22 protein-coding genes are annotated in these 26,837 nt (G+C 69.3%); 11 read left to right on the top strand and 11 right to left on the bottom strand.

The genetic code is table 11. The features are described 5' to 3' along the window. Positions 1 to 225: 225 nt before the first annotated feature. A complete protein-coding gene (locus tag AC0IY0_RS09570; protein WP_471763681.1) occupies positions 226 to 1,245 on the bottom strand; it encodes a helix-turn-helix domain-containing protein in 1,020 nt (339 codons plus the stop codon). A gap of 368 nt (positions 1,246 to 1,613) precedes the next feature. Continuing rightward, complete coding sequence (gene katG / locus AC0IY0_RS09565) at positions 1,614 to 3,935, bottom strand: catalase/peroxidase HPI (protein WP_147938098.1); 2,322 nt, start codon at positions 3,933 to 3,935, stop codon at positions 1,614 to 1,616. Positions 3,936 to 4,373: 438 nt separating this feature from the next. Here katG and AC0IY0_RS09560 point away from each other — a divergent pair, with 438 nt between their 5' ends. Further along, positions 4,374 to 5,153 carry an endonuclease/exonuclease/phosphatase family protein gene (locus AC0IY0_RS09560; RefSeq protein ID WP_246692489.1) on the top strand — a complete coding sequence of 260 codons (780 nt, stop codon included), beginning with the start codon at positions 4,374 to 4,376 and terminating at the stop codon, positions 5,151 to 5,153. Here AC0IY0_RS09560 and AC0IY0_RS09555 read toward each other — a convergent pair. The 7 genes from AC0IY0_RS09555 to AC0IY0_RS09525 all read right to left on the bottom strand — a co-directional run bounded on the left by AC0IY0_RS09555 (position 5,071) and on the right by AC0IY0_RS09525 (position 9,410). Further along, a complete protein-coding gene (locus AC0IY0_RS09555) occupies positions 5,071 to 6,507 on the bottom strand; it encodes a phospholipase D-like domain-containing protein (RefSeq protein WP_471763680.1) in 1,437 nt (478 codons plus the stop codon). The genes AC0IY0_RS09560 and AC0IY0_RS09555 overlap by 83 nt on opposite strands. A 66-nt stretch (positions 6,508 to 6,573) precedes the next feature. Next, on the bottom strand, positions 6,574 to 6,888 hold the full coding sequence (locus tag AC0IY0_RS09550; protein WP_471763679.1) for a hypothetical protein: 315 nt from the start codon (positions 6,886 to 6,888) through the stop codon (positions 6,574 to 6,576). A 120-nt stretch (positions 6,889 to 7,008) separates the two neighbouring features. Continuing rightward, the gene (locus AC0IY0_RS09545; protein ID WP_147938101.1) at positions 7,009 to 7,815 is read right to left on the bottom strand and encodes an enoyl-CoA hydratase; all 807 of its coding nucleotides are present in this window, start codon (positions 7,813 to 7,815) and stop codon (positions 7,009 to 7,011) included. 66 nt (positions 7,816 to 7,881) lie between these two features. Then, positions 7,882 to 8,097: a hypothetical protein gene (locus AC0IY0_RS09540; RefSeq protein WP_471763678.1), complete on the bottom strand. Its 216-nt coding sequence runs from the start codon at positions 8,095 to 8,097 to the stop codon at positions 7,882 to 7,884. 81 nt (positions 8,098 to 8,178) lie between these two features. Then, a complete protein-coding gene (locus AC0IY0_RS09535) occupies positions 8,179 to 8,643 on the bottom strand; it encodes a hypothetical protein (RefSeq protein ID WP_471763677.1) in 465 nt (154 codons plus the stop codon). Next, positions 8,609 to 8,845, bottom strand: a complete 237-nt coding sequence (locus AC0IY0_RS09530; protein WP_471763676.1) for a hypothetical protein — start codon at positions 8,843 to 8,845, stop codon at positions 8,609 to 8,611. The genes AC0IY0_RS09535 and AC0IY0_RS09530 overlap by 35 nt, the downstream gene beginning before the upstream one ends. An 82-nt stretch (positions 8,846 to 8,927) precedes the next feature. Beyond that, on the bottom strand, positions 8,928 to 9,410 hold the full coding sequence (locus tag AC0IY0_RS09525) for an AMP-dependent synthetase (RefSeq protein WP_147905773.1): 483 nt from the start codon (positions 9,408 to 9,410) through the stop codon (positions 8,928 to 8,930). A 273-nt stretch (positions 9,411 to 9,683) separates the two neighbouring features. Here AC0IY0_RS09525 and AC0IY0_RS09520 point away from each other — a divergent pair, with 273 nt between their 5' ends. Next, the gene (locus AC0IY0_RS09520; RefSeq protein ID WP_471763675.1) at positions 9,684 to 10,139 is read left to right on the top strand and encodes a hypothetical protein; all 456 of its coding nucleotides are present in this window, start codon (positions 9,684 to 9,686) and stop codon (positions 10,137 to 10,139) included. A gap of 4 nt (positions 10,140 to 10,143) precedes the next feature. Here AC0IY0_RS09520 and AC0IY0_RS09515 read toward each other — a convergent pair whose 3' ends face one another. After that, positions 10,144 to 10,833, bottom strand: a complete 690-nt coding sequence (locus AC0IY0_RS09515; protein ID WP_147905775.1) for a uracil-DNA glycosylase — start codon at positions 10,831 to 10,833, stop codon at positions 10,144 to 10,146. 241 nt (positions 10,834 to 11,074) lie between these two features. Here AC0IY0_RS09515 and hemH point away from each other — a divergent pair, with 241 nt between their 5' ends. Continuing rightward, complete coding sequence (gene hemH / locus AC0IY0_RS09510; RefSeq protein ID WP_147938107.1) at positions 11,075 to 12,157, top strand: ferrochelatase; 1,083 nt, start codon at positions 11,075 to 11,077, stop codon at positions 12,155 to 12,157. 94 nt (positions 12,158 to 12,251) lie between these two features. After that, positions 12,252 to 12,410 carry a hypothetical protein gene (locus AC0IY0_RS09505; RefSeq protein ID WP_187193581.1) on the top strand — a complete coding sequence of 53 codons (159 nt, stop codon included), beginning with the start codon at positions 12,252 to 12,254 and terminating at the stop codon, positions 12,408 to 12,410. Between the two features lie 245 nt (positions 12,411 to 12,655). On the opposite strand, the gene AC0IY0_RS09500 is transcribed toward AC0IY0_RS09505, so the two are convergent. Continuing rightward, positions 12,656 to 13,570: a peptidylprolyl isomerase gene (locus AC0IY0_RS09500; protein ID WP_147905777.1), complete on the bottom strand. Its 915-nt coding sequence runs from the start codon at positions 13,568 to 13,570 to the stop codon at positions 12,656 to 12,658. 249 nt (positions 13,571 to 13,819) lie between these two features. Here AC0IY0_RS09500 and secA point away from each other — a divergent pair, with 249 nt between their 5' ends. From secA to AC0IY0_RS09465, 7 genes are all read left to right on the top strand, one after another. Next, positions 13,820 to 16,717 (top strand): preprotein translocase subunit SecA, encoded by a 2,898-nt coding sequence (gene secA, locus AC0IY0_RS09495; protein ID WP_147905778.1) that lies wholly within the window; start codon positions 13,820 to 13,822, stop codon positions 16,715 to 16,717. Between the two features lie 13 nt (positions 16,718 to 16,730). Further along, a complete protein-coding gene (gene bioD, locus AC0IY0_RS09490; protein WP_471763674.1) occupies positions 16,731 to 17,402 on the top strand; it encodes a dethiobiotin synthase in 672 nt (223 codons plus the stop codon). Positions 17,403 to 17,672: 270 nt separating this feature from the next. Then, on the top strand, positions 17,673 to 19,622 hold the full coding sequence (locus AC0IY0_RS09485; RefSeq protein WP_471763673.1) for a potassium transporter Kup: 1,950 nt from the start codon (positions 17,673 to 17,675) through the stop codon (positions 19,620 to 19,622). A 140-nt stretch (positions 19,623 to 19,762) separates the two neighbouring features. Continuing rightward, positions 19,763 to 21,163 (top strand): adenosylhomocysteinase, encoded by a 1,401-nt coding sequence (gene ahcY, locus AC0IY0_RS09480; protein WP_147905781.1) that lies wholly within the window; start codon positions 19,763 to 19,765, stop codon positions 21,161 to 21,163. A 395-nt stretch (positions 21,164 to 21,558) separates the two neighbouring features. After that, positions 21,559 to 24,108 (top strand): sensor histidine kinase, encoded by a 2,550-nt coding sequence (locus AC0IY0_RS09475; RefSeq protein WP_471763672.1) that lies wholly within the window; start codon positions 21,559 to 21,561, stop codon positions 24,106 to 24,108. A gap of 293 nt (positions 24,109 to 24,401) precedes the next feature. Next, complete coding sequence (locus AC0IY0_RS09470; protein ID WP_147905783.1) at positions 24,402 to 25,634, top strand: MFS transporter; 1,233 nt, start codon at positions 24,402 to 24,404, stop codon at positions 25,632 to 25,634. A 131-nt stretch (positions 25,635 to 25,765) separates the two neighbouring features. Beyond that, entirely contained in the window at positions 25,766 to 26,824 is a 1,059-nt protein-coding gene (locus tag AC0IY0_RS09465) for a GSU2403 family nucleotidyltransferase fold protein (protein WP_471763671.1), read from the top strand. Positions 26,825 to 26,837: the final 13 nt, after the last annotated feature.

The following is a 26,837-nucleotide window of genomic DNA, read 5'->3' as shown; positions in this document are numbered from 1 at the left end:
ACGAAAGGCCGGTGACCGTCCTGACGGGCTGGGCACGCTCGGCCCGGCAAACGTGATCTCTCAGCGGGGTACATTCCTGACCGGGTGCTTCCGGGCAAGGAATGCCTGTGCCGGACATCGGCCGGGGCTTCCGCCGGCGCCGACCGGTCGGCCCGAATCATTGGGTGCGCCAAGCGGCCGCCGTCTCACGGCGTCGGTCTATCCGGCACGCCGCCGGTGCGGGCATCACGTTTCGCGCAGCCACTTCCAGACGTGTTGCTCCGTCCCCTGGCCGCCGATCCGTTGGGCCACCCGGCGCTCGCCACGCCAAGCCTGCGGTGGGGCGCCGTAGCGGTTGCGGAAGCTGCGGCTGAGCTGCGAGATGGTGTTGAACGCGAACACCTCGGCCAACCGGCTGATGGTGCGCCGCTCCATCGGATCGGCGAGGGCGTCGCGCACCGCCCGCAGGCGCTCGCCCTGCACGAAATGCATCACGCCGCCCTCCGGCTCGAACAGCCGGTAGAGCGTGGACCGCGAGACCTGCATCTGCCCGGCGATGAACTCGGGCGACAGCGTCGGCCGCGACAGGTTTTCCTGCACGATGACCCTGGCGAGCGCGAGCAGGGCGCCATTGAGCTCGCGACCTTCCAGCACGTCCGCGGCCTGCGAGCGATCAAGAAGGCGGTGCAGGAAGGTCACGAACTCATGGGCGAGAGCCGGGGCCTCGTCGGCGCGCGTGGTCGGCAATCGGCGGTAGATGTCCGAGATGCGCGCGGCCAGCAACCGGTTGCGGGTCGCATCGAAGAGCAGGCCGTGCTCCTCGAGCGGCAGCCCGTGGAGGCGGTTGCAGGGTACGGCGATGCCGATCGCATCGGCTCGGTCGAGCATCCCGTCGAGCAGATGACGGCGGCCGATGAGGGTCACGGTGCCGGGCGAGGCCGAGACCGGCTTGCCACCGACAGTGCCCTGGAAACGGCCGGATCGGTAGAGCTGGACGATGTAGTGGTCGGGACCGGCCTCTACGCGTCGGCGGTCCCGCTGGAGCCGCTGGGTCGAGAGCAGCGTGCGATGCGCGACGAGGTCATCGATCGGGTACGCGATGTTGCTGCCGAACGGCAGTGGGGCCGAGGGCGTCGTCGGACTGACCGCGTACATCGGCGCCAGGAGGGTGCGCCATCGCTCGAAGGCCTCCCCGGGCGGCAAGCCCGAGGTCGTCAGGAAGAAGTGCGGCAGACCCGGCTCAGCCGTCGTGTCGTCTGCACTCACGCGGCCCGATCCGTCACTATCCGACCCGTGCAACGGCGGAGGTTGATCATTCGGCCCTCGGTGGGGCAACTCAAATGCGTGTGTGCAGTCCGCGGAGCGCGAAAGTGTCGCAAGCAGGGCGTCCCTTCGAGGCCGGCGCGAAGACCCGTCCTTTCGTCCGCCGATCCAGAAACGGCGGCGGCGTCCCCGGATCCGCCCCGCTGACTGTTCCGATCCTCGCCTGAGACCATGATCCGGGCGTGTCACGTCCGTCCGATCGCACCGACGACGCAACGGTGCCGTGACACCGGCTTTGCCGTCACCCGTTTGGCGATGCCCCCGTCACACCCGGTGGTGCGACGGGGGCACGGCGTGTTGCGCCGCGTCGTTCAGGCCGCCATGGGCCCGTAACGGCGGTGGCCCTTCACGTCGTAGCGATCGAGCATCATCACCTTGTCCCAGACCCGCACGAAGTCCGCCACGAACCGCTGCTGACCGTCGCGGCCGGCATAGGCGTCGGCGATGTTGCGCAGTTGCGCGTTCGCCCCGAAGACGAGGTCGTTGCGCGTCGCCTCGAACCGGGCCTGCCCGGTCTCGCGGTCCTTGAGGACGAAGGACGTCCCGTCCGAATCGACCTTCTCCCAGACAAGGTTCGTGTCGGTCAGGGTCCGGAAGAAGTCCGTCGTCAGCACGCCCACCCGATCGGTGAAGATGCCCTGGTTCGATCCGTCGTGGTTGGCGTTGAGGGCCCGTAGGCCGCCCGTCAGCACCACCCATTCCGGGGCGGTCAGCGTCAGCAGGTTGGCCTTATCGAGGAACATCTCCTCCGGCGACAGGCGCGGTGCCATGTCCCTGAACCCGCCGTCGACGTAGTTGCGGAAGCCGTCGACGAGGGGCCTCAGCCACTCGAACATCTCGATGTCGGTGAGGTCCTGCGTGGTGTCGACCCGGCCGGGCGTGAACGGCACGCGCGTCTCGACGCCCGCATCCCGGGCAGCCTTCTCGACGGCGGTACAGCCGGCGAGCACGATGAGGTCGGCCAGCGAAACCTGCTTGCCGTCTCCGCGCCCGCCGTTGAACGTGGCCATGACACCGCGCAGCGCCTCGACCACGGGTGCGGCCCGGCGATTGACGGCCCAGTCCTTCTGCGGGGCGAGGGCGAGACGGCCGCCGTTGGCGCCGCCGCGCTTGTCGCTGTCGCGGTAGGTCGAGGCCGCCGAGAAGGCGGTGAAGGCCAAGTCAGAGACCGAGACGCCCGTGGCCAGGATCGCTTGCTTCAGGGCGGCGATCTCGGCTTCCCCCACCGGGGCGTAGGCGGCATCGGGAATCGGATCCTGCCACAGCAGGCCGTCCTCGATCGTCACCTCCGGGCCGAGGTAGCGGTGCTTGGGGCCCATGTCGCGGTGGGTGAGCTTGTACCACGCCTTCGAGAAGGCCTGCGTGAAGGCGTCGAAGTCGTTGAGGAACTTCTCGCAGACCTTGCGGTACTCCGGATCGACCTTGAGGGCGATGTCGGAGGTCATCATCATGAGCGGGTGCATCTGCCCCGCGACATGGGCGTCGGGGGTTTTGGGTGCATTCGGGTCCTTCGGGGTCCATTGCAGGGCGCCGGCCGGGCTCTTGGTCTGCTCCCAGTCGAACTTGAAGAGGTTCTCCAGGTAGGCGTTGTCCCACTGGGTCGGGTCGGGGGTCCAGCTGCCCTCGATGCCGTTGGTCATCGTGTCCTTGCCGGCCCCCGTGCCGTTCGGGTTGTGCCAGCCGAGCCCCATCGCCTCCATCGGCGCCATCTCCGGCGGCGGCCCGATCTCCTTGGCGGGGGTCATGCCGTGGCTCTTGCCGAAGGCATGGCCGCCGGCGATCAGCGCCACGGTCTCCTCGTCGTTCATGGCCATGCGGGTGAACGTCACCCGGATATCGTTGGCCGAGCCCTGCGGATCCCCGTTCGCGTAGGGCCCCTCGGGGTTGACGTAGATCAGCGCCTGGTGCGAGGCGGCGAGTGGGTTCTCCAGGTCGTAGTCGGCGTCGCCGTTCTTGCCGCGCCAGCGCTGATCGCGGTTGACCATCTCGTCGAAGCTCGACACCGAGCCCATCTCGACCACCTCGGGACCCCAGTAGGTGGCGTCGTCCGCCTCCCAGGCGTCGAGACGTCCGCCGGCAAAGCCGTAGGTCGGCAGGCCCATGATCTCCAGGGCGCAATTGCCGGTGAGCACCATCAAGTCGGCCCAGGACAGGGCGTTGCCGTACTTGTGCTTGAGCGGCTGCAGGAGGCGACGCGACTTGTCGGTATTGCCGTTGTCCCACCAACTCGAGATCGGCGCGAAGCGCTGCATCCCGGTGCCGGCTCCGCCCCGCCCGTCCGCGATGCGGTAGGTTCCGGCCGAGTGCCAGGCCATGCGGATCATCTGCGGGCCGTAATTGCCGTAATCGGACGGCCACCAGGCCACCGACGACGTCAGGAACTGCTTGATGTCGTTCTTGAGAGCGTCCAGGTCGATCGTCCGGAAGGCGCCGGCGTAGTCGAAATCCGGGCCCAGCGGATCGGCCGCCAGCCCGTTCTGGTGCAGGAGCTCGACCCTGAGCCGGTGCGGATACCAGTTCTCCAGGGCGGGACGGCTGCCGAAGGCCCCGCCGACGCGGTCGCCTCCGAACGGGCATTGACCCGCCATCGGGTACGACTGGGTATTGGTCTTGTCGATCGTCGTCGTGGTCATGAATGTCCCCCCTTGGCGCAGGACCGGCGTCACTGGACCGTTCGGTCCGCCAGCCTGTCGCCGACAGCAGCGATCGGCGTGCCGCTCTCGCGAACGGCCGCGCAGGAACGATGCTGCACCGCAAGCGACATCAGCCGCCCGCCTCGAAAATCAAGGTGCCGACGCCACCCATACCGGTACGCCGGCTGGGCGTACGCCTCAGGAAGACGCACCTCACGATTGCGCGAGTCAATGGCGCACAATGGAAGCGTCGGCCATCACTCGGCCGATCCACGCTGCCGACCGGCAGGACGCCATGCGTGCCGACGGTGGGGAAACCGCGCAGCCGCCCGTGGCAAAAGCCGATTGGCCTCGCACCGGAGCGAACGCCTAAGCCCCCGGCGCGTTGAAGCGCGGCGGTGGCGACGGAGCCCGCCGGTGAGGTACGAGTCCGGCCCGATGAACAGCTTCGCCCATCCGGACCGCTCCGGCCTCGCCCCGGCCCTCCCGATCCGGCCGGCCGAGCGCAGCCGCCGGCCGTTCAAGATCGTGAGCTGGAACCTGCTCCGGCGCACCGGCGCCGCGGTGGACGACGTGGCCGCCCTGGTCGCCCAGGAGAAGCCGGACTTGCTGCTGATGCAGGAGGCGACCCGGGCGATCGGCTTCCTGCGCGACCGGATCGGCGGTCACTACGCCTGGGCGCCGCTGCCGGGGCGGATCCACGGGCTCGCCATGTGGAGCCCGAAGCCGTTCGCGACGCCGCCCCGGGTGATCGAGCTCCCGGCCGGCGCCCTGGTGCACCGGGTCTGCCAGGTGCTCGATCTCGGCGAGTTCGGTGTGGCCAACGTCCACCTGTCGCACGGGCAGATGCTCAACCGCCGCCAGCTGCGCCGGATCGTCGGCGAATTGCCGCCGCGGGCCGCGGTGCTCGGCGACTACAACATCGTCGGCCCGGCGCTGATCCCGGGCTTTCGCGACGTCGGCCCGCGGAGACCGACCCACGCGATGGTCGACGTGCTGCCGCTGCGGCTCGACCGCTGCCTGGCCCGCGGCCTGATCTGCCACGAGCACGCGGTGCTGCCGCGCGGGCCCTCGGACCATAAGCCGATCGTGGTCCATCTCGGGCCGGCGCCGGAGGCGCACGCCCCCGCGCGCCTCAAAGGTATGGCAGCAGCAGTCGCACGCCTGCGTCGCGCAGACGGATCGGCAGGGCGCGGGCGGCGAGAACCTCACGGCTGAGCCGCGTCTCCATCTTGCCGCGCATGAAGGTATCAAGCCGGGCCGCGAGGTCGGCATCGATGATCTCGACGTTCAGCTCGAAATTGAGACGGAAGCTGCGCATGTCCCAGTTGGCGCTTCCGATGAAGCACCAGACGTCGTCAACGACCATCACCTTGGAGTGATCGAACGGCGGCTCGTCGAGCCAGACCCGCACGCCGGCCCGGAGCAGCGGATCGAGATGCGCCTGGGTCGCCCAGTCGATGAACGGATGGTCGCTCACCCGCGGGATGATCAGGTCCACGGTGATGCCCCGGGTCGCCGCCTGGGCGAGGGCGCCGGTCACCAGCTCGTCGGGCAGGAAGTACGGGGTGACGAACCGGACGGTCCGGCGGGCGCAGGACAGCGCCTGGAGGATCACCTGCTCGATCTTCTCGACGTCGGCATCCGGCCCCGAGGTGACGACCCGGGCGACGCTGGTCCCGACCGGCGCGAGGTCGGCGACCCACGGCTCGGAATCGAGGATCTCGCCGTCCACGAAGGCCCAGTCGGCCGCGAACGCCACGGCGAGTTGCTCGACCACCGGCCCCCGGAGCCGGTAATGCGTGTCGCGGATCGGGTGCTCCGGCTTCAGCGCCACGCGGTTGGGCTGTGAGATGTTCAGCCCGCCCGTGAAGGCGATGCGCCCGTCGATGATCAGCAGCTTCTTGTGCGAGCGCAGGTTGAGGAACGGCATCCGCCAGGGCAGGGCGGAGTGCATGAACAGGGCCGCCGGCACCCCGAGGCTGGTCAGGCGATGATAGACCGGTGCCCGGAAGTAGCCGCCGCCGATCCCGTCGATGATCACCCGGACCTTGACGCCGCGGGCCTGCGCCTCCGCCAGCGCCGTGCAGAATTCCCGGCCGACGGGATCGTCGCGGAAGATGTAGCTCGACAACCCGATGCTGGCCTTCGCCGCGCGGATCTCCGCCAGCATGGCCGGGTATCCGGCGTCGCCGTTGCGGAACATCTCGACGTGGTTGCCCGAGAAGGCCGGCAGGCCGGTGATGCGCCGGATCGCCCGGTCGAGGGGCCAGAGCGTCTCTGGCACCACGGCATCATCGGTGTCGGGGAGCTGCGTCGCGTCGGTGGGCTTGGTGCGCAGCTTCCGGGCCCGCCGGGAGACGCGGTTGATGCCGAAGGTCAGGTAGAGGGCGGTGCCGAAAATCGGCGAGAGCCAGGCCAGCCCGATCCACCCGACCGCGACGCTGACCCGGCGCTTGCGCAGCAGGGCGTGCAGGGTGACGCCGAGCGCCAGGGCAATGCCGATGAGCGCCGCGACATCCGCCCGCAACAGGGCGGTGGACTGCAGCCATCGATACAGCGCGTCTTCCAAGGTCTCGGCATCCGGTTCGTGTCAGACGCCGCCGGATATAACCGAAGGAAACGTGGGCGAGCGGATTTAATACGCCCGCAGGGGTGGCTGCGCGCCGCCATCGGCGGAACCGAGCGGGCGGGCACAGCGGTAGGGGCCGCTGCCGTCCAGCGCCGCGTACAGGATCCGGCCACCATCCGCGATGCACCGCGCCTTGGCCTCGGCATAGGGCCGGTGGAAGCTCCAGATCGTGATCATCGGCCCGACGGTGCCCAGGCAGACGCCGCCGAACAGCAGGGCCGCGGCCCAGGTCGCGCGGTCGGGCCGCGGACGCGGCGGCCGGGGCGGCGGCATCGCACCGACGAAGGCGAGCGTCAGTCCGAACAGGTCGAGGGTGCTCATCAGCCGTTCCGCGAGGACGTGCCGAGACCGGCAGGACAGGGTGTGCCCCGATCCTAGGGCAGGGCGGAGCTCGAGCCTACGCGTCGTGAGGCACCGGGCCTGCGTCGTATCGCGCCGGGCTCACGGCTCCCAGCGCGGCGTCCGCTTGGTCAGGAACGCGTCGATGCCTTCCTGGGCGTCGGCCATCATCATGTTCCGGGTCATGACCTCGGCGGTGTAGCCGTAGGCCTCTTCCAGGCCCATCTCGATCTGGCGGCCGAACGCCTCCTTGCCGACCGCCAGAACCCGCCGGGCCTTCCCGGCGATCTTCCGGGCCATGGCGGCCACCGCGTCTTCCAGATCCGCGGCCGGCACGGCGCGGTTGACGAGGCCGATTCTGTGCGCCTCCTGCGCGTCGATCGGCTCGCCGACCAGCAGCATCTCGAGGGCGGCCTTGCGCGACACCGCCCGCGACACGGCGACCATCGGGGTCGAGCAGAACAAGCCGATCTGCACGCCCGGCGTGGCGAACCGGGCCTCCTCGGCGCAGATCGCGAGGTCGCAGGTGGCGACGAGCTGGCAGCCGGCTGCGGTCGCGATGCCGTGGACCTGGGCGATCACCGGCTGCGGCAGGCGCGTGAGGCTCAGCATCAGGCGGGCGCAGGTGCGGAACACCGCCTCGGTCGCCGCTCGCGAAGGATCGGCGCGCATCTCCTTGAGGTCGTGGCCGGCGCAGAAGGCCGGGCCGGCGCCGCGCAGGATCACCACGCGCACCCCGGCATCCTCCCGGATCGCGTCGAGTTGCGCTTGAAGGGCGCCCATCAGGGCCATCGACAGGGCGTTGCGCGCCTGGGGACGGTTCAGCGTGAGGGTGGCGACGCCGTCGGCATCGTGGCGCAGCAGGACGGGGGCGTCTGCGGGTGCTTGGGCGGTCAGGGCTGCGGACATTCCGGGATCCTCACTTGAGCTGAGTCGCGCGAAGGGGCGCACATGTGCTCCCGCGGCCGATGCGGGTCATCGTTGCCTGGGGCCGATGCCCCCTGGGATCCGGTTGCGATCTGCATGGCCACGATCGTCTGTGAGCGTTTCCTCGCCGGCAACGTGTCCCATGGTGACGGGGATGGCGGTCATGGCCCAGAGCGGCAAGATGCGGTTGGCCAGCTTCGTATCATCATTTTCGCGGCTCAAGATCAGTTTGCTTCGCTTGCCGCTCGAGCTTTTTCCGATCACGTTGCGATCGGAAACAGCGCTAAGCCCTTAATTCGACGTGCTCGCTAACGCCGAACCGGCCTCCACTTCGGCGGCGAGCGCTCAAGTGTCGAAGACCGAGACACGGTGGGCGACCCGCCGAGCGTCCAGCAGATGTTCCGAGTTGCGGGCCCAACGCCGCTCGAGGTCGGCCGGCCGAACAGGATGGCCGCCGCGCTTCACGCGCTCGGCCCCGCGGGTCCGCGATTGGAGGAGGCGCGCGATCCCGACGAAGACGAGGTTGATCTGGAAGCCCGGTGCGCGGGTCTCGGCCGGGGAAGCGCGCTGGCGTCGACCGGCCGAGGTCGTTGCGAGGCCGAAAGTCTGCCGCCCGTCTCGCAAAGCCCGGCCATGCTCGATGGCGAGGCGGCTCGCACCGGCAGCAACGCGAAGGCGTCCGGATTTACGGCCGCGATTGGTCCAACTGCATAACGGCGGGCCGGGATTGATTTGCCAGCAGCAGTCGGCCCGGCAAAACCCCGGCGCTGCGGTGTCATAGATCGCGGATGACTTGGTCGCCTGCGACATCGAACCGGACCCGTTGCGGCCGTCCGTCCGGGTATTCCTTCACGAGCAAGTCTTCGGGCGTATCGTCCTCGACGGAGCAGATGGGAAACCCGGCCTGCCGATGTTCGCGAGCCGCGGAGCCAACGTCGTCGCGGACGCTCAGGAGATCTCGCCGGAGGGCGTTGCTCGAATCACCGGGCTTCGTGGCCTCGGTCGCCGTCATGCGTGAGCGCTTCGATCGGATCTGTGATGCGCGTATCACCGATCCGCAGCAGATGCCTCACGGCGCCGAAGCCAATCGCCCCTCAATCCTGCTCGGCCAGGGCGAGATCCAGGCTGGCGAAGTCGGCGCCGGGACCGTTCCACCACACGGACGGATAGGAGGCGAGGCGGCCCATCACGCCGGCATAGGCCTCGGCCAGGACCGTATCGGCGATTACCAGCGTCGCGGCCGAGAGGGCTAGGCTGTCGGCGAGGGCCTCGCCGCGCCGGCTGCCGTCGATGGCGACGACCCGGATCCCGAGCCGGGCCAGGCCGAGCCGCATCGCCTCCGCCTGGCCGAGGTCGCGGACGAGGAGCGCGACGGTCGCGCCGGCCCGGAGGCCTTCGCCGTAAGCCCAATGCGCGACCCGGTTGGCGCAGATCGCCGGGGCGGTCTGCGCGTGGTGCGGATGCCGATCCCCGGAAGCGCCGCCGGAGCGGAGGCGCCGGCCCGGATCACGGGTGACCGGATTGGGAACCGGCGTCGGGACGGAGATGTCTGCGACAGTGGAGTTCACGCCAAACATACGCTGCGAACCGCCTGGATCTGGTTAAACGGTGGACCTTGGCGTGACGCGAGCCGGTTAACACTCTGTCTCACGAACGCAGATCATCGGAACACTGGGCTGTTTTCCGGTCCGCGGACCCCTGCGACTGCGCCTATGCCGAATCGTTGATGAACGGCCGACCGCAATTTGCATGCGAATTCGGTCGCATTGGCGATGTGCCCGGTCCGGCCTATGTCCGGCTCTACGCGGGCGGCCCGGAAGAGGTCGCCCCGGACCGAGGAACACCGTCCCATGAACCGCCCCACGCGCCGGGTCGCCCCCAACGCCACAGCCCTCTCCCTGACGCTCGCCGCCGCGACGCTCGCCGCCTTGCCGGCGCAGGCGCAGATCCGGAACGCCCCGTCGCCGCGCGCGCTCGAATTCGCCGCCTACATCTTCGCCGCCTCGAACGTCTGCGGCTACCGCATCGGCAACGCGGCCTTCGAGGGCCTGCTGGCGAAGCAGAACGTGCGGGTGGACGACGTCCAGCCGCGCGGCCCGTTCGGGAACCGCGTCCAGACCATGTTCACGCTGATGTCGAACCAGATGGCCCAGAACCGGGATCAGGCCTGCATCGCGGTGGCCGGCGAGTACGGGCCCGAGGGCTCCATCACCAAGAACGTCCTGCTGCCGGCCGGCCAAGCCGCCGACGCGCCGGCTCCGGCGGAGCCCGTAGAGCCGGCAGAGCCCGCAAAGCCGGCGCAATAACCGGTCAGCCGAGGCGCCAGTCGATCGACGCCACCCCGCGCTCACCGAGCCAGCCGTTGGCGCGGCCGAACGGGTCCGAGCCCGGGAAATCCCGGGCGCGGTTGAGCGGCGAGGGGTGCCCGCTCTCGAACACGCCGTGGCGCGCCGCATCGATCAGCGGCACCCGGGCGCGGGCCTGAGCGCCCCACAGCAGGAAAACCGCCGGTTCCGGACGCGCCGAGACCGCCGCGACGGCCTCGTCGGTCAACGCCGACCAGCCATAGCGCAGATGCGCGCCGGCCTTGCCGGCCTCGACGGTGAGCGCGCTGTTGAGGAGCAGCACGCCCTGCCGGGCCCAGGCCGTCAGGTCGCCGCCGGCGGACCGTTCCGAGCCGGCCTCGGCCAGGATCACCCGCAGCGAGGCCGGGACGCGGCCGGATCCGACATACGAGAAGGCAAGGCCGTTGGCGTCGCCCGGCGTCGGGTAGGGATCCTGCCCGAGGATGACGGCGCGGACCGCCGGCAGCGGCGTCTCGGCGAGCGCCCGGAAGATGTCGGCCGGCGCCGGCAGAACCCGCGCGCCCGCGGCGATCCGGGCATCGACCCGGGCCGCGACGGCGTCGGCCGCGTCGCCGACGAAGAACGGCAGCGCCAGCCACGGCGACCCGGAGGCGCGGAAAGCCGCCAGTGCGGCGGCCACGGGGGTGTCGGACATCGGGTCTCGCGGTTGCGGGCCGGGACGGCGGTGGCTAGGGAGGAACGGTCGATCATGCATGGCACGTCCGGTGCAGCATGTCGCAGCCGGCCTTCGCTGGGCGGCGCGGCACCCTACATGGGATTGCAGCGCATACCGGGAAGCCTCTGACACCGGGAAGCCTCCGGCCCAAGCGCGTGCGCCGGCTGCCGGGTATCTGAAGCCAGAAGAAGGACTCGGCGCGCGGCGCCGGAACGCTGCCATGAACGAACGCGTCGAACCCGCCGCGCTGGCGGAAGGCCGGCCCCTCTCCACAATGGTCCCCGCTGCGGGCGGCATGCCGGCCGACCATCCGAAGGTCGCCTGGGGCCGCGTCGGCGTCTTGCTGATGAACCTCGGCACCCCCGAGGGCACCAGCTACTGGCCGATGCGGCGCTACCTCAAGGAGTTCCTGTCGGACCGGCGGGTGATCGAGGTGCCGCGGCTGATCTGGTGGCCGCTGCTCAACCTGATCATCCTGACCAAGCGACCGGGGCCGAAGGGCCGCGACTACGCCAGCGTCTGGAACAACACCCGCAACGAGGGCCCGCTCAAGACCACCACCCGGGGCCAGAGCGAGCGCCTGCAGGCCGCGATGGGGGATTCCGTCGTGGTCGACTGGGCGATGCGCTACGGCAAGCCGGAGGTCGCCGACCGGCTCCAGGCGCTGCTCGACCAGGGCTGCGACCGGATCCTGCTGGTTCCGCTCTATCCGCAATATGCCGCCGCGACCTCGGCCACCGCCTGCGATCAGGCGTTCCGCGCCCTGATGGACATGCGCTGGCAGCCGACCGTACGGGTGTCGCCGCCCTATCACGACGATCCGGTCTACATCGCCGCGATGGCCGATTCGATCCGCGAGGGCTTGGCAAAGCTCGATTTCGAGCCCGAGGTGATCCTGACCTCGTTCCACGGCGTGCCGCGCAGCTACCTGCTTAAGGGCGACCCCTACCATTGCCAGTGCCACAAGACCGGGCGCCTGATCCGGGAGGCCCTGGGGATGTCGCCCGAGCGCATGCGGGTGACGTTCCAGTCGCGCTTCGGCAACGAGGAATGGCTCAAACCCTACACCGACGAGACCGTCACGGAGCTGGCGAAATCCGGCGTGAAGCGCATGGCCATCGTCGCCCCGGGCTTCACGGCCGATTGCCTGGAGACGCTGGAGGAGCTCGACGGCGAGAACCGCCACTATTTCGAGGGCAACGGCGGCGAGCGCTTCGCCTACATCCCGTGCCTGAACGATTCCGACCTGGGCATGAAGGTCATCGAGCACGTCGTGCGCCGCGAGCTTCAGGGCTGGCTCTGACGCGAAAGCGTCCGCGCAACGCTTGCGGACGGCCCGGACCGGCCTATCATCCTCCAAAGCTGGACGCCTCGCAGATCCGGCGTTGGAGGATCACATGGCCTTCTTCATCGGGATCGCGTGTCCCTGGCTGCTGATCGCGGTGCTCGACCGGATCGCCGAAGGCCGCCGCACGGCCGAACTCGCCGCGCTCGGGGTGACCGTACCGGTGGCGCCCACCCACTCCGCCTACCTGCATCCCGACCGGCCGTATTGAGGCATCCGGGCGCGGAAGGACTGACCGTCTGAAGGCGTGAGCGTTCGCTAGTCGTTCGACCACCCTCCTGGTCATCCCGGGGCCGCGAAGCGGAGCTCGGGATCCAGAGACGCAGACCGATCCGGCCTAGCGCTGTCGGTGGATCTGGCCTCCGGGTTCGCCTGCGGCGCCCCGGAAGGCCACGATTTGTTATCCGATCCCGTTCCCTGACGAGAGGATGGGGAACACCTTTCGTCCCGACCGGCTCACGGCTTCTTCGTATCCGGCGCCGGCTGCGCGGCGGCCGGCGCAGCGTCGGTCCGGTCGATCTTGGCCTCGGCGCGCAGCTTCAGGATCATGTCCTGCTGCGCCTTGCGGACGATGTGCTGGTCGATCTGTTCCTTCAGCTCGTCGAAGGTCGGCTGCGGCTTGGTCCGCTTCTCCTCGACCTTGATCACATGCCAGCCGAACTGGCTCTTCACAGGATCGGAGACCTGGCCGGGCTTCATCGCGAAGGCGGCGTTGGCGAAGTCCGGGACCATCCGCTCCTTGGTGAACCAGCCGAGATCGCCGCCCTCCGCCTTGGAGCCGGGATCCTTCGAGGCCTCGGCCGCGACCTTGGCGAAATCCTCGCCGCCCTTGATCCGGGCCGCGATCTTCTTCGCGTCGCCCTCGTTGTCCACCAGGATGTGGCGCGCGTGCACCTCCTCCTCGGGCTTCATCAGCTTGACGGTCTGATCGTAGATCGCGTGCTCGGCCTCAGGGGTCACCGCCCGCTTGGCCTCCTGCTCCAGGTAATCGTCGAGCAGGAGCTTGTCGCGGAAGTAGGCAAGCTTGCGCTTGAACTCCGGCGTGTCGCCGATCTTGGCGGCCTCGGCCGCCTGTGCGCCGACCCGCAGGTCGACCATGTAATCCACCAGGAGGGACTTCTTCTGCGCCTCGTCCACCCCCGGGAGCGACAGGGCCGGGTCGTCGGACGCGATGGCGAGGTCGCCCTGGGTGATCGGCTTGCCGTTGACGCTCGCCACCACGGTGTCGGGGCTCGGCGCAGTCGCCGTGTTGGCCGCGGGCGTCGATGTCGAGGACGGGGCCGCCTGGGGCGCCTGGGCCAGCGCGGATCCCGGTATCGCGAGCATGAGGGCGAGCGCGCTCGCGCGCCGGAGGAGGGCGGTGTTCGGCATGCTGGCGTGGTCCTCGGCTGACGTCTCGTTGCCGCCCCTGTCGAGGCCGGGCGGCGGGCCGCGGCACAGGTGGCGCGCGTCGCGCGAGAAGGCAAGCGCTGCCGTTTCGGCCTTCCGGCGCCGAGCCTATCGGAGCCTGCCTCTTTCAGGTGCGTCGGCGGATGTTTACCTCTATAAGCCCGGCCAACTCCGCCAAGGCCGGCCCGCCACGCTCACCCGTCGGCGGGCTCGCGCGTCTGCAGGTCAACGATGCTCGGCTCGATCGCCAAGAAGATTTTCGGCTCCTCCAACGACCGCCGCGTCAAGGGCTATCGCCCGCGGGTGGCGCTGATCAACGCGCTGGAACCGGAGATCCAGGCCCTGTCGGACGACGCGCTCCGGGCGCGGACCGACATGCTGAAGGCGGAGCTGGCCGCCGGCAAGAGCCTCGACGACATCCTGGTCCCGGCCTTCGCCACCGTCCGCGAGGCGGCCAAGCGGGTCTTCGGCCAGCGCCATTTCGACGTGCAGCTGATCGGCGGCATGGTGCTGCACGAGGGCGCCATCGCCGAGATGAAGACCGGCGAGGGCAAGACCCTGGTGGCGACCCTGCCGGTCTACCTGAACGCCCTGGAGGGCAAGGGCGTCCACGTCGTCACCGTGAACGACTACCTCGCCGCCCGCGATGCCGAGTGGATGGGCCAGCTCTACCGGTTCCTCGGCCTCACCGTCGGAACCATCGTGCACGGACTCGACGACGAGCAGCGCAAGGCGGCCTACGCCTGCGACATCACGTACGGCACCAACAACGAGTACGGCTTCGACTACCTGCGCGACAACATGAAGTACGAGCTGTCGCAGCTCGCCCAGCGGGGACACAACTTCGCGATCGTGGATGAGGTCGATTCGATCCTGATCGACGAGGCCCGGACGCCGCTGATCATCTCCGGGCCGGTGGACGACCGCTCCGAGCTGTACGTCTCGGTCGACGCGATCATGCCCCGGCTGGTGCGCGAGCATTACGACCTCGACGAGAAGCAGCGCACGGTCTCGCTCACGGAAGCCGGCAACGAGTTCGTCGAGGAGACCCTGCGCGAGGTCGGCCTGCTCAAGGACGGCGACCTGTACGACGCCCACAACGTCAGCCTCGTCCACCACGTGAACCAGGCCCTGCGCGCCAACACCCTGTTCACCCGGGACAAGGACTACATCGTCAAGAACGACGAGGTGGTGATCATCGACGAGTTCACCGGTCGCATGATGCAGGGGCGGCGCTACTCGGAGGGACTGCACCAGGCCCTCGAGGCCAAGGAGCGCGTGACGATCCAGCCCGAGAACCAGACGCTGGCCTCGATCACGTTCCAGAACTACTTCCGCCTCTACGGCAAGCTCGCCGGCATGACCGGTACGGCCTCGACGGAAGCGGACGAGTTCGCCGAGATCTACAAGCTCGACGTGGTCGACATCCCGACCAACAAGGAGGTCGAGCGCGTCGACGAGGACGACGAGGTCTACCGCACGGTGGGCGAGAAGTACGAAGGCATCATCGCGGAGATCGACAAGGCGCATAGCCGCCACCAGCCGATCCTGGTCGGCACCGGCTCGATCGAGAAGTCCGAGCACCTGGCCGAGATGCTGAAGAAGGCCGGCTACACCCTGCTCGACTATTCCGATCCGAACGCGCTCACCGACGTCTACAAGGCCGCCCGCGAGGGCCGGGTCACCAAGCGCTTCGCCGTGCTGAACGCCCGCTTCCACGAGCAGGAGGCCTACATCGTCGCCGAGGCCGGTGTGCCCGGCGCGATCACCATCGCCACCAACATGGCCGGCCGCGGCACCGACATCAAACTCGGCGGCAACCTCGAGATGCGCATCGAGAAGGAGCTCGGTCAGCTCGCCGACGGTCCGGAGCGCGACGCCGCCATCGACGCCATCAAGGCGGAGATCGCCGACAACCGCGCCAAGGTCCTGGCCTCCGGCGAGCCGGCCGACCCCGAGGCCGGCCGCAAGAAGGCCCTGCCGGGCGGCCTCTACATCATCGGCACCGAGCGCCACGAATCCCGGCGCATCGACAACCAGCTCCGCGGCCGCTCCGGCCGCCAGGGCGATCCGGGCCGCTCGAAGTTCTACCTGTCGCTTCAGGACGACCTGATGCGGATCTTCGGCTCCGACCGCATGGACGGGATGCTGCAGAAGCTCGGCCTGGAGCAGGGCGAAGCGATCATCCACCCCTGGATCAACAAGGCGATCGAGAAGGCGCAACAGAAGGTCGAGGCGCGCAACTTCGACATGCGCAAGAACGTGCTCAAATACGACAACGTCATGAACGACCAGCGCAAGGTCGTGTTCGAGCAGCGCCGGGACTTCATGGCCCAGGAGAGCGTGCGCGAGACCGTCGACGAGATGCGCGAGGGCGTGATCGACGACTTCGTCGCCCGCTACATCCCGCAGAACGCCTACGCCGAGCAGTGGGACGTCGCGGCCTTGCGCGAACAGGTCCGCGACGTGCTGAACCTCGACGCGCCGGTGGAGGATTGGGCCAAGGAAGAGGGCATCGCGGACGAGGAGATGCGCGAACGCCTGCTCAAGGCCGCCGAGACGGGCTACGCCGAGCGGGCCGAGAAGAACGGCACCGAGATCACCGCCTACATCGAGAAGCAGGTCCTGCTCCAGACGCTGGACCACCTCTGGCGCGAGCACCTTGTGACCCTCGACCACCTCAGGCAGGTGATCGGTTGGCGCGGTTTCGCCCAGCGCGACCCGCTCAACGAGTACAAGTCCGAGGCGTTCGACCTCTTCAACAGCCTGGTGACGTCCCTGCGCGAGCAGGTGACGGCGCAGCTCTCCCGCGTCGAGATCGTGCACCAGCAGCCCGATCAGCAGCAGGGCTTCCCGGGCGGCACGCCGGAGCTGCCGCCGATGTTCGCCCAGCATCTCGACCCGGTGACCGGCGAGAACGAAATGGATTACGGCGAGCGCGGCTCGGGCAGCGACGGCGGCGGCGGTCCCGCCTACGGCTACGCGGCCCAGGGCCTCTCGGTGGATGGCGCGGTGCTCGAGCGCGACCCGAACGATTCCGCCACCTGGGGCCGGGTCGGGCGCAACGAGCCGTGCCCGTGCGGTTCGGGCAAGAAGTACAAGCACTGCCACGGCACGTTCCAGGCCTGAGGCGGCCGGCATCATGGCCGCCCGCACGGTCTTCGTCGCCGGCGCCGGCACCGAGATCGGCAAGACCTACGTCACCGCGGCGCTGACCCGGCGCCTGCGGGCGCAGGGCCGGCAGGTCCGGACCCTGAAGCCCCTGGCGAGCGGCGTGCCGCCGTTGAGCGATCCGGCCTTCGCGGAGAGCGACACGGCGCACCTCCTCGACGCGCAGGGCCTCGCTGTCGAAGCCGAGACCGTTGAGGCCTGCTCACCCTGGCGGTTCTCGGCCCCGCTTGCGCCCGATCAGGCGGCCGCCCTGGAGGGCCGGGCGCTGGACCTGCCCGAGCTCGTCGCCTGGTGCCGGGCGCAGATCGCCCGCACCGAGGGCACGCTGCTGATCGAAGGGGTCGGCGGGCTGATGAGCCCGGTCACCGGGGCCGCGACCGGCCTCGACTGGCTGCGGGAGCTGGCCGTGCCGGCGCTGCTCGTCTCCGGCAGCTATCTCGGGGCGATCAGCCACGCGCTCACCGCCTGCGAGACCCTGCGGCTGAACCGCGTGCCGCTGCTGGCCGTCGCCATCAGCGAAAGCGAGGGCGCGCCCGCGCCGCTCTCCACCGTCGCCGCGTCGATCGCCCGGCATGCCGGCGTGCCGGTGTTCGGCCTGCGGCGGGGCGAGCCGTGCCCGGACGCCCTGGCCGATCGGGTGTGACCGGGTACGGGCCGGAAAGCGCCTGTTGCGCGCCGTCCCGTTCCCGGGTCGCAGTCCGCTGACGGTCCGACCGTCCGGGAAAAGCGGCGTGGTCCCTTCGCCGGCGACGACCACGCCGTTGGAGACGCGATACGGCTTCCCGGTGATCGTTCGACCCATGGCGAGCCCTTTGACCGGGAGCCCATCCGAACGCGACCGCTTCCACTCGGACGGACAGCGCTCTACCTGTGCCGCCAGGGCCGGCGCGTTTGAGCCCGCGGGAGACGTGCGTTGAGTCAGTCCCTTGCACCCGCGGCGGCTCCGGATGCGCGAACCCGCGCGGGCGACGACAACGATGCCTCCCAGAAAAGCCGGCTCAAGCCCGCCCTCGTCTTCGGCGCGCTCGGCGTCGTCTACGGGGATATCGGCACCAGCCCGCTCTACGCCTTCAAGGAGGCCGTGAAGGCGGCCACCGCCGGGGGCGCTACGGTCCCGGCCGCCGCGACGGGCGCGGTGTCGCTGATCCTGTGGTCGCTGATCCTGATCGTGTCGCTGAAATACGCGGTGCTGATCCTGCGCGCCGACAACAAGGGCGAGGGCGGCATCGTGGCCATGCTGGCGCTGCTCGGCGCCCGGCAGGCGCAGCCCGGAACGTTGAAGGCCGTGCTGCTGGTGGTCGGGCTGATCGGTGCCGCGCTGCTCTACGGCGACGGCGCGATCACCCCGGCGATCTCGGTGCTCTCGGCGATCGAGGGGCTGAAGGTCGACGCGCCGTCGCTCGGGCACTTCGTCGTGCCGATCACGATCGCGATCCTGGTCGTGCTGTTTGCCGTCCAGCACAAGGGCGTCGCGGTGATCGGCCGGGTGTTCGGCCCGGTGATGCTGGTCTGGTTCGTGGTGCTGGCGGCCCTCGGGATCGTCGGCATCCTGGGCAAGCCCGAGATCCTGTCGGCGCTGAACCCGCTGCGCGCCGTCGATTTCATGCTGCATGCCGGCTGGCACGTGAGCTTCGCGATGCTGGGCGCGGCCTTCCTGGCGGTCACCGGCGGCGAGGCGATGTACGCCGATCTCGGCCATTTCGGCGCGATGCCGATCCGGGCCGCGTGGTTCGTCCTGGTCCTGCCGGCGCTGGTGCTCAACTATTTCGGGCAGGGCGCCCTGCTGCTCGCCGCGCCCGACGCGATCGAGAACCCGTTCTTCCGCCTGTGCCCGGATTGGGGCCACTACCCGCTGATCGCGCTGGCAACGCTCGCCACCATCATCGCCTCGCAGGCGATCATCTCCGGGGTGTTCTCCCTGACCCAGCAATCGGTACAGCTCGGCTTCCTGCCGGCGATGCGCATCGTCCAGACCGCCCGGGAGGAGCGCGGCCAGATCTACGTCCCGATGGTGAACTGGCTACTCGCCGCCGCGACCCTGGTGGCCGTGGTGCTGTTCGGGTCCTCCGACGCGCTCGCCGGGGCCTACGGCATCGCGGTTTCGATGCTGATGGCCATCACCACGCTGCTCGCGGCGCTGATCGCGCTGCGGTGGGGCTACAACCCGATCCTCGTCTTCGCGGTCAACGGCGTCTTCCTGGCCATCGACGCCGTGTTCTTCGCGGCCAACAGCGTGAAGATCCTGGAGGGCGGCTGGTTTCCCCTGGTGCTCGCCGGTTTCGTCGCGCTGATGATGCTCACCTGGAAGAAGGGCAACGAGCTGGTCGAGCAGGCCCGGGTCGCGCTGCGCCTGCCGGAGGATGCGTTCCTGGCCGGGCTCCAGCACCGCGACCTGCTGCGCCTGCCCGGCACCGCGGCCTTCCTGTCGGCGGCCGAGCACGGGATCCCCCTCCACCTGTCGCGCTTCGTCGAGCGCAACCACGCGCTGATGGAGCGCATCCTGATCATCACCGCGCTCTACGAGGAGACTCCCACGGTCCCGGTGGAGCAGCGCGCCCACGTGACGATCCTGGCGCCGGACTTCTACCGGGTGATCCTGCGCTACGGCTTCATGGAGGAGGCCTCGATCCCGGAAGGGCTGGCCTGCGCGGTCGCGTCCCGCCACCTGCCCGCGAACGTCGTCGACGACATGACCGTGTTCGTCGGGCACGAGACGATCATCCCCAAGGACGACCATCTCGGCATGGCGCCGTGGCGCGAAAACCTGTTCGCCTTCATGCAGCGCAACGCCGAGCGCACCGGCGCCTTCTTCGGCGTGCCGACCCGGCAGGTGGTCGAGGTCGGCACGGAGATCGAGATCTGAGCAGGCGAAAAGAACCGGCGGCGAACGCCCTCGCAGCCTGGAACGCATAAAGACATGTTTATGTCTTGATTGCTTCGTAACGTTCGAAGTGGTAGGGGCTGGCCCCGAACCGCAACGCGAACACACGGAGCCGCCGACTCATGGCCAAGGATTATATCGTCAAGGACATCGGGCTGGCCGATTACGGCCGCAAGGAGATCTCGATCGCCGAGACGGAGATGCCGGGCCTGATGGCGGTCCGCGAGGAGTACGGCGCTGCGCAGCCCCTGAAGGGCGCCAAGATCGCCGGCTCGCTGCACATGACGATCCAGACCGCCGTGCTGATCGAGACCCTGAAGGCGCTCGGCGCCGACATCCGCTGGGTCTCCTGCAACATCTACTCGACCCAGGACCACGCCGCCGCCGCCATCGCGGCCGCCGGCATCCCGGTCTTCGCCGTGAAGGGCGAGACCCTGGAGGAGTATTGGGACTACACCTCGCGCCTGTTCGACTGGCATGACGGCGGCATGCCGAACATGATCCTCGACGATGGCGGCGACGCCACCATGTTCGTCCATCTCGGCCTGCGCGCCGAGCGCGGCGACACCGCCTTCCTCGACAAGCCGGAGAGCGAGGAGGAGGAGGTCTTCTTCGCGCTGCTCAAGAAGAAGCTGGCCGAGAAGCCGAAGGGCTGGTTCGCCGGCCTCGCCGACAGCATCAAGGGCGTCTCCGAGGAGACCACCACGGGCGTGCACCGCCTGTACGTGCTGGCCAAGGAGGGCAAGCTGCTCTTCCCGGCGATCAACGTGAACGACTCGGTCACCAAGTCGAAGTTCGACAACCTCTACGGCTGCAAGGAGTCGCTGGTCGACGGCATCCGCCGCGGCACCGACGTGATGATGGCCGGCAAGGTCGCCATGGTCGCCGGCTTCGGCGATGTCGGCAAGGGTTCGGCCGCCTCGCTGCGCAATGCCGGCTGCCGCGTGCTCGTGTCGGAGATCGATCCGATCTGCGCGCTCCAGGCCGCCATGGAGGGCTACGAGGTCGTGACGATGGAGGACGCCGCCCCGCGCGCCGACATCTTCGTCACCGCCACCGGCAACAAGGACATCATCACCCTCGATCACATGCGGTCGATGAAGGACCGGGCGATCGTCTGCAACATCGGCCACTTCGACAACGAGATTCAGGTCGCCGGCCTGAAGAACCTCAAGTGGTCCAACATCAAGCCGCAGGTGGACGAGATCACCTTCGCGGACGGCCACCGCATCATCCTCCTGTCGGAGGGCCGCTTGGTGAACCTCGGCAACGCCACGGGTCACCCGTCCTTCGTGATGTCGGCCTCGTTCACCAACCAGACGCTGGCGCAGATCGAACTCTGGACCAACACGTCCAAGTACCAGAAGCAGGTCTACACCCTGCCCAAGACCCTCGACGAGAAGGTTGCGGCCCTGCACCTCGAGAAGATCGGCGTGAAGCTCTCCAAGCTGCGCCCCGACCAGGCCGCCTATATCGGCGTCTCTGAGGCCGGCCCGTTCAAGTCCGAGCATTACCGCTACTGAGCCGGCTCCGGCCGGCGGCGCCTCCGGTTCGGCGCGCGAGCCAAACCGGAGGTTGAATTCCTAACCGGATCTATAAGGGCCGGGACGGCGTTCGACGCCTCCATCACCAAGCAAAATAGGGCCCGGCGCGCTGCGTCGGGCCCTTTCGTTTGTCAACCCGTTTGAGCGCCAACGCACTGTGTCTTCTGAGTGTCGTTAACGGATGATTGTGAGCCCCCGGCGTATAGCCACGCTTCGTTCCCCTTCCGGCTGGATTCCGCCGCACGGTAAGGTGCAGCCGAATCTTAGATCGGTGGGTCCGCGAGGGTTCGAGAGAATCGTCGCGGGGACGGTGCGTTTCGCGCCGCGCGGTTGCACGCGCATGTCGGATCGCCAGGGGTGGGGGCAGGGCTATCATGGGTGTCGGTCGTGCCGCGCACGTTCGAATCTGCGTGGGTGCGCTCACATTGACGGCGGCGAGCGCTGCGCTCGCCGAACTGCCCGAGACCGCGACCACGCACGCGCCGCGTGAGATGCACGGCGTCGCCGCCCTGGCGATCTTCGGCGGCCTCGTCGCCTTCGCGGTGATTCTCTCGCTGCTCCACCTCTACGAGCGCGCACGCTGGACCCGCCGGGAGCGGGAGCTGGCCGGCGCCCTCGACGTGCTCCGCGGCGCCCACGATCGCGCCGAGACGCTGCTCAACGCCGAGCGCCAGGTCATCGTCACCTGGGACCGGCGCAGCGAGCCGGTGGTCGAGGGCGATATCAGCCTCGCGATCTACGGCGAGCGGCCGACCTCGGGCTATGCCCGCCGTGTCCTCGCCTTCGGCACCTGGCTGGTCGCCTCCGACGCCGCCGCGGTCGAGGCTGCGGTGGAGACCCTGCGGGCGCGGGGCACGAGCTTCTCCCTGAGCCTGCGCACCCAGACCGGGCGCAGCATCGACGCCCACGGGCAGGCGGTGGCCGGCCGCGCGCTGCTGCGCCTGCGCGAGACAAGCCAGGAGCGCTGCGAGATCGCCGACCTGCGCGCGACCCTGGACGAGACCCGCCGCGGCCTGTCGGCGCTGGCCGGGCTCCTCGACGCGATCCCGCAGCCCGTCTGGCGGCGCAATCGGGACGGCGGCCTGAGCTGGGTCAACGCCGCCTACGCGGCGGCCGTCGAGGCCGAGACCCGCGAGGCCGCTCTCGACGGCGGCGTCGAGCTGTTCGACCGTCCGGCCCGCGAGGCGATCATCCGCGACGAGGCGGCGCGCGCCGCCGGCCTGACCCGGACCGTCCCGCGGCTCTCGGCCGTGGTGGCCGGCAGCCGGCGCATGCTGGATGTGTTCGAGACCACCCTGGACAGCGGCCGGGTCGGGATCGCCATCGACGTCTCTGAGCTGGAGAGCGTCCGCGCCGACCTGCAGCGCCAGATGAATGCGAACGTCCGCACCCTGGACCAGTTGCCGACCGCGGTGGCGATGTTCGACGTCTCGCAGCGGCTGATCTTCCACAACGCCGCCTACCGCCAGCTCTGGGACCTCGACCAGGCCTTCCTCGACAGCCGCCCCTCCGACGGCGAGATCCTCGACCATCTCCGGGCTGAGCGGAAGCTGGAGGAGCAGGCCGATTTCCGCGGCTGGAAGCACGGGGTGCTCGCCGCCTACCGGGCCGCCGAGGCCAACCAGAGCTGGTGGTACCTGCCCGACGGACGAACGCTCCGCGTCGTGGCCGACCCCAACCCGCAGGGCGGCCTGACCTACCTGTTCGACGACGTCTCCGACAGCCTGAACGCCGAGACGCGCTACATCGCCCTGCGCCGCCTCCAGGCCGAGACCCTCGACACCCTGGCCGAGCCGGTGGCGGTGTTCGGCGCCGACGGGCGCATGACGCTCGCCAACCGGGCGTTCTGCACCGTCTGGCGCCTCGATCCGGCGACCGTCGAGGAGCGGCCGCATGTCGATGCCGTCATCGCCGCCTGCCGGTCGCTGGCGCCGGCCGAGGAGCCGTGGCTCGACATCCGCGACGCGGTGGTCGGCCTCGAATCACGCACCGCCCAGTCCTGCCGCCTGGAGGTGGTGGACGGCACGGTTCTCGACTGCGCCGCGCAGCCGCTGCCCGAGGGCGCGACCCTGCTGACCCTGATCGACGTCACCGCGAGCGTGAACGTCGAGCGGGCGCTGACCGAGAAGAACGACGCGCTCGAGAAGGCCGCGCAGCTGCGCGACACCTTCGTGCACCACGTCTCCTACGAGCTACGCTCGCCGCTCACCAACATCATCGGCTTCACGCAGCTGCTGGGCGACGAGACGGTCGGGGCGCTCAACGACCGTCAGCGCGAATATTCCGACCACATCATGCGCTCGTCGGCGGCGCTCTTGGTCATCATCAACGACATCCTCGACCTCGCCTCGATCGATGCCGGCTCGCTGGAGCTTCAGCGGGAGGAGGTCGACGTCCAGACCACGATCGAGGCCGCCCTGCGCGGCATCGAGGACCGGTTGGCCGAATCCCACATCACCCTGGCCCTCGACGTGCCCGAGGATATCGGCAGCGTCCACGCGGACGGGAAGCGCATCCGCCAGATCCTGTTCAACCTGCTGTCCAACGCCGTCGGCTTCTCGGACGCCGGGCAGCGGGTCGAGGTCCGCGCCCGCCGGGAGGCCCAGGAGCTGATCCTGAGCGTGCGCGACCACGGCCGCGGCATGCCGCCGGAGATCGCCGATTCGGTCTTCAACCGCTTCGAGAGCCACACCCTGGGCACCCGCCATCGCGGGGTCGGGCTCGGCCTGTCGATCGTGCGGTCCTTCGTCGAACTCCATGGCGGGCGGGTCCTCCTCGAGACCGCACCCGGGGCCGGCACCCAGGTGACCTGCATCTTCCCGCTCTTCCCTTTTGACGGGCTGCAGCGCGAGCATCCCGAACGACGACCCGCCACGACCCCGACCGTGATCGCCGCGCGCAAGCCGGGCCTGGCGGTCCACTGAAGCGCTGTTTCACCGGTCCTTCCCGATCTCCCACCTCGTCCGGACGGGACGCAGCGAAGCGGAAACCGCGACGGGGGCCTCCAACCGGCGGGCGCTCCCCGGAGGGCTCCTGCGCAGCCACTGACGCGGTACCTCAGGATCTCGGGATCGGGATCTCCGTCGATTCGAGCCCTCGGTCGGCCGGGGGGGCCGTCGAACGCGCCCCGACCAGGGCGGCGAACAGGACGCTCCGTTTGCCGGAGCAGGCCCTCCGCCGGGCTTGATTAATCCCCCCGCCGGGCTCAGCAGGGCGCATGTCCGAAAAAGATCGTTCCGGCTGGGCCGTCTTCGGGATCGGGGACTTCCGGCTGTTCGGCTCGGCCCGCTTCCTTACGGGCCTCGCGTATCAGATGCAGGCGGTGGCGATCGGCTGGTTCGTCTACGACCTGACCCATTCCGCGCTGGCGCTGGGCCTCGTCGGGCTGGCGGGTTTCCTGCCCGCGGTGATCTGCGCCCTGATCACCGGCCACGTGGCCGACGCCTATGACCGCCGCCTGGTCGGCGCTGCGGCCTTCGGGCTCCAGAGCTTCGCGAGCTTCGGCCTGCTCGCCTACGCGCTGGCCGGCTTCCAGGCGATCTGGCCGATCTACGCCCTGGTGATCGTCGTCGGCACCGCGCGGGCCTTCGCCAACCCGGCCCTGCAGGCGCTGCTGCCGACCCTGGTGCCGGGGCCGCAATTCGGATCGGCCATCGCGTGGAACGCCTCGCTCTGGCAGAGCGCGTCGGTGATGGGCCCGGCGCTCGGCGGCCTGCTCTACGCGCTCGGGCCGTCGGTCGTGTTCGGCGGCGCGGCGGCGAGCTTCGCGCTGGCGAGCGTCCTGACGGGGCTGATCCGGTTCCGGCCTGCTGCCGTGACCGAGCGGCCGCCGATCACCTGGGCGGCCCTCTCGGCCGGCATCGGCTACATCCGCTCGCAGCCGGTGGTGCTGGGTGCGATCAGCCTCGACCTGTTCACCGTCCTGCTGGGCGGCGCCACCGCGCTCCTGCCGATCTATGCCGGCGAGGTGCTGCATGTCGGCCCGCTGGGGCTCGGCGCGCTCCGCAGCATGCCGGCCTTCGGGGCGGTCGCCATGGCGGTCCTGCTGGCCTACCGCCCGCTGCGCCGCCATGCCGGCGTGCGGATGCTGCGGGCCTGCGCGCTGTTCGGTGCGGCCACCGTCGTGTTCGGCCTCTCGACCTCGCTGCCCCTGTCGATGGCCTGCCTGTTCGTCACCGGCGCCGCCGACATGATCTCGGTCTATGTCCGCCAGACCTTCGTGCAGGGCGAGACCCCGGATGCCATGCGGGGCCGGGTCTCGGCGGTAAACACGGTGTTCATCGGCGCCTCGAACGAACTCGGCGAGTTCGAATCCGGCGTACTGGCGGCCGCGATCGGGGCGGTCCCGGCGGTGGTGGCGGGCGGCGCCGCGACGATCGCGGTCGCGCTGCTCTGGGGCCGGTTCTTCCCGGCCTTGCGGGCGCGGGACCGGTTGCTGGTGCGGGGGTAGCGGCCGGCCATTATCCCTTCGAGGTCAGTATCACAATCAGAAAGGGATAATGCATTCCCTTTCAATACCTTGCGCCGGACGCGACGTGTGCTATCAAACCAAGCTCGTCGAAAAGGGCTCGGAATCGAGCCATGCTGTTCACCGACTTGAATGGCGATCAAGCCCGACAGACGATCGACACGGAGCAGGTCTTCGGCGCCTACGTCGCGGCCCGCACCGAGCTCGATCACCGCTATGCGGGTTCGATAGCTTGGAAGACGGTGGGCTCGCATACGTACCTGTATCGGAAGCGACAGGGCGTCTGGAAATCTCTCGGTGCCCGCTCGTCCGACACGGAGGAGATCCACCGCGGCTTCCATGACGGCCGCGCGGATCTGCAGGATCGAATCGCAAACCTCGCTGCCCGCATGGACGCGATGGCCCCGGTCAATCGCGCGCTCCGCATCGGGAGAATGCCCATCATCGCGGCCCGTGTCCTGCGCCGCCTGACTGAGACGCGGCTCTACGGTCCCGTCTTCGGGGTCGTCGGTTCCAACGCCCTATACGCCTATGAACGTCTCGGAGGCGTTCAGATTGCAGGCCCGCAGCTCGCGACGGGCGCCATCGATCTGCTGTACGATGCCCGAAAAAGCCTGCGCCTCGTTGCGCCGGAGACGGCGGCAGGCGGGTTGCTGGCCGAACTGCGAAAGGTCGATCGCTCGTTCACCGTCGTCGGGGTTCCCGGCTTCCGCGCCGTCAACCGCGACGGTTACTTGGTCGATCTGATCATGCCGGCCGGGAAGGATCCGATACGGCCTCCGGTTCTCAATCGCATCGGATCGGCCTCGGATGAATTGCAGGCGGTCGAGATCGAGGGGCTTGCATGGTCGGTCAACAGCCCGAAGACCGCCGTCACGGCGATCGATGCCAGGGGCTATCCGGTGCAGATGTGGGTCATCGACCCGCGCGCCTTCGCGCTCCACAAGGCATGGCTCTCGACCAGGGGCGACCGCGATCCGCTGAAACGTTCGCGCGATGCCGCACAGGCGGGTCTCGTCGCATCCCTGATTCGGACGCGGCTGCCCCGATTGCCGTTCGACGACCCTGCGCTCAGAGCCCTACCGCGCGCCCTGCGCGATCTGGCCGATACGATCGGCAAGCCACCGGCGCCCGAAGATGCCGACGCTAAACGGTCGGAGCCCGACTGGTAGCCGGGCTCCATAA

The sequence above is a fragment of the Methylobacterium sp. AC315 genome (genome assembly GCF_979253755.1).
This window is presented reverse-complemented; position numbering and strand designations above follow the sequence as displayed.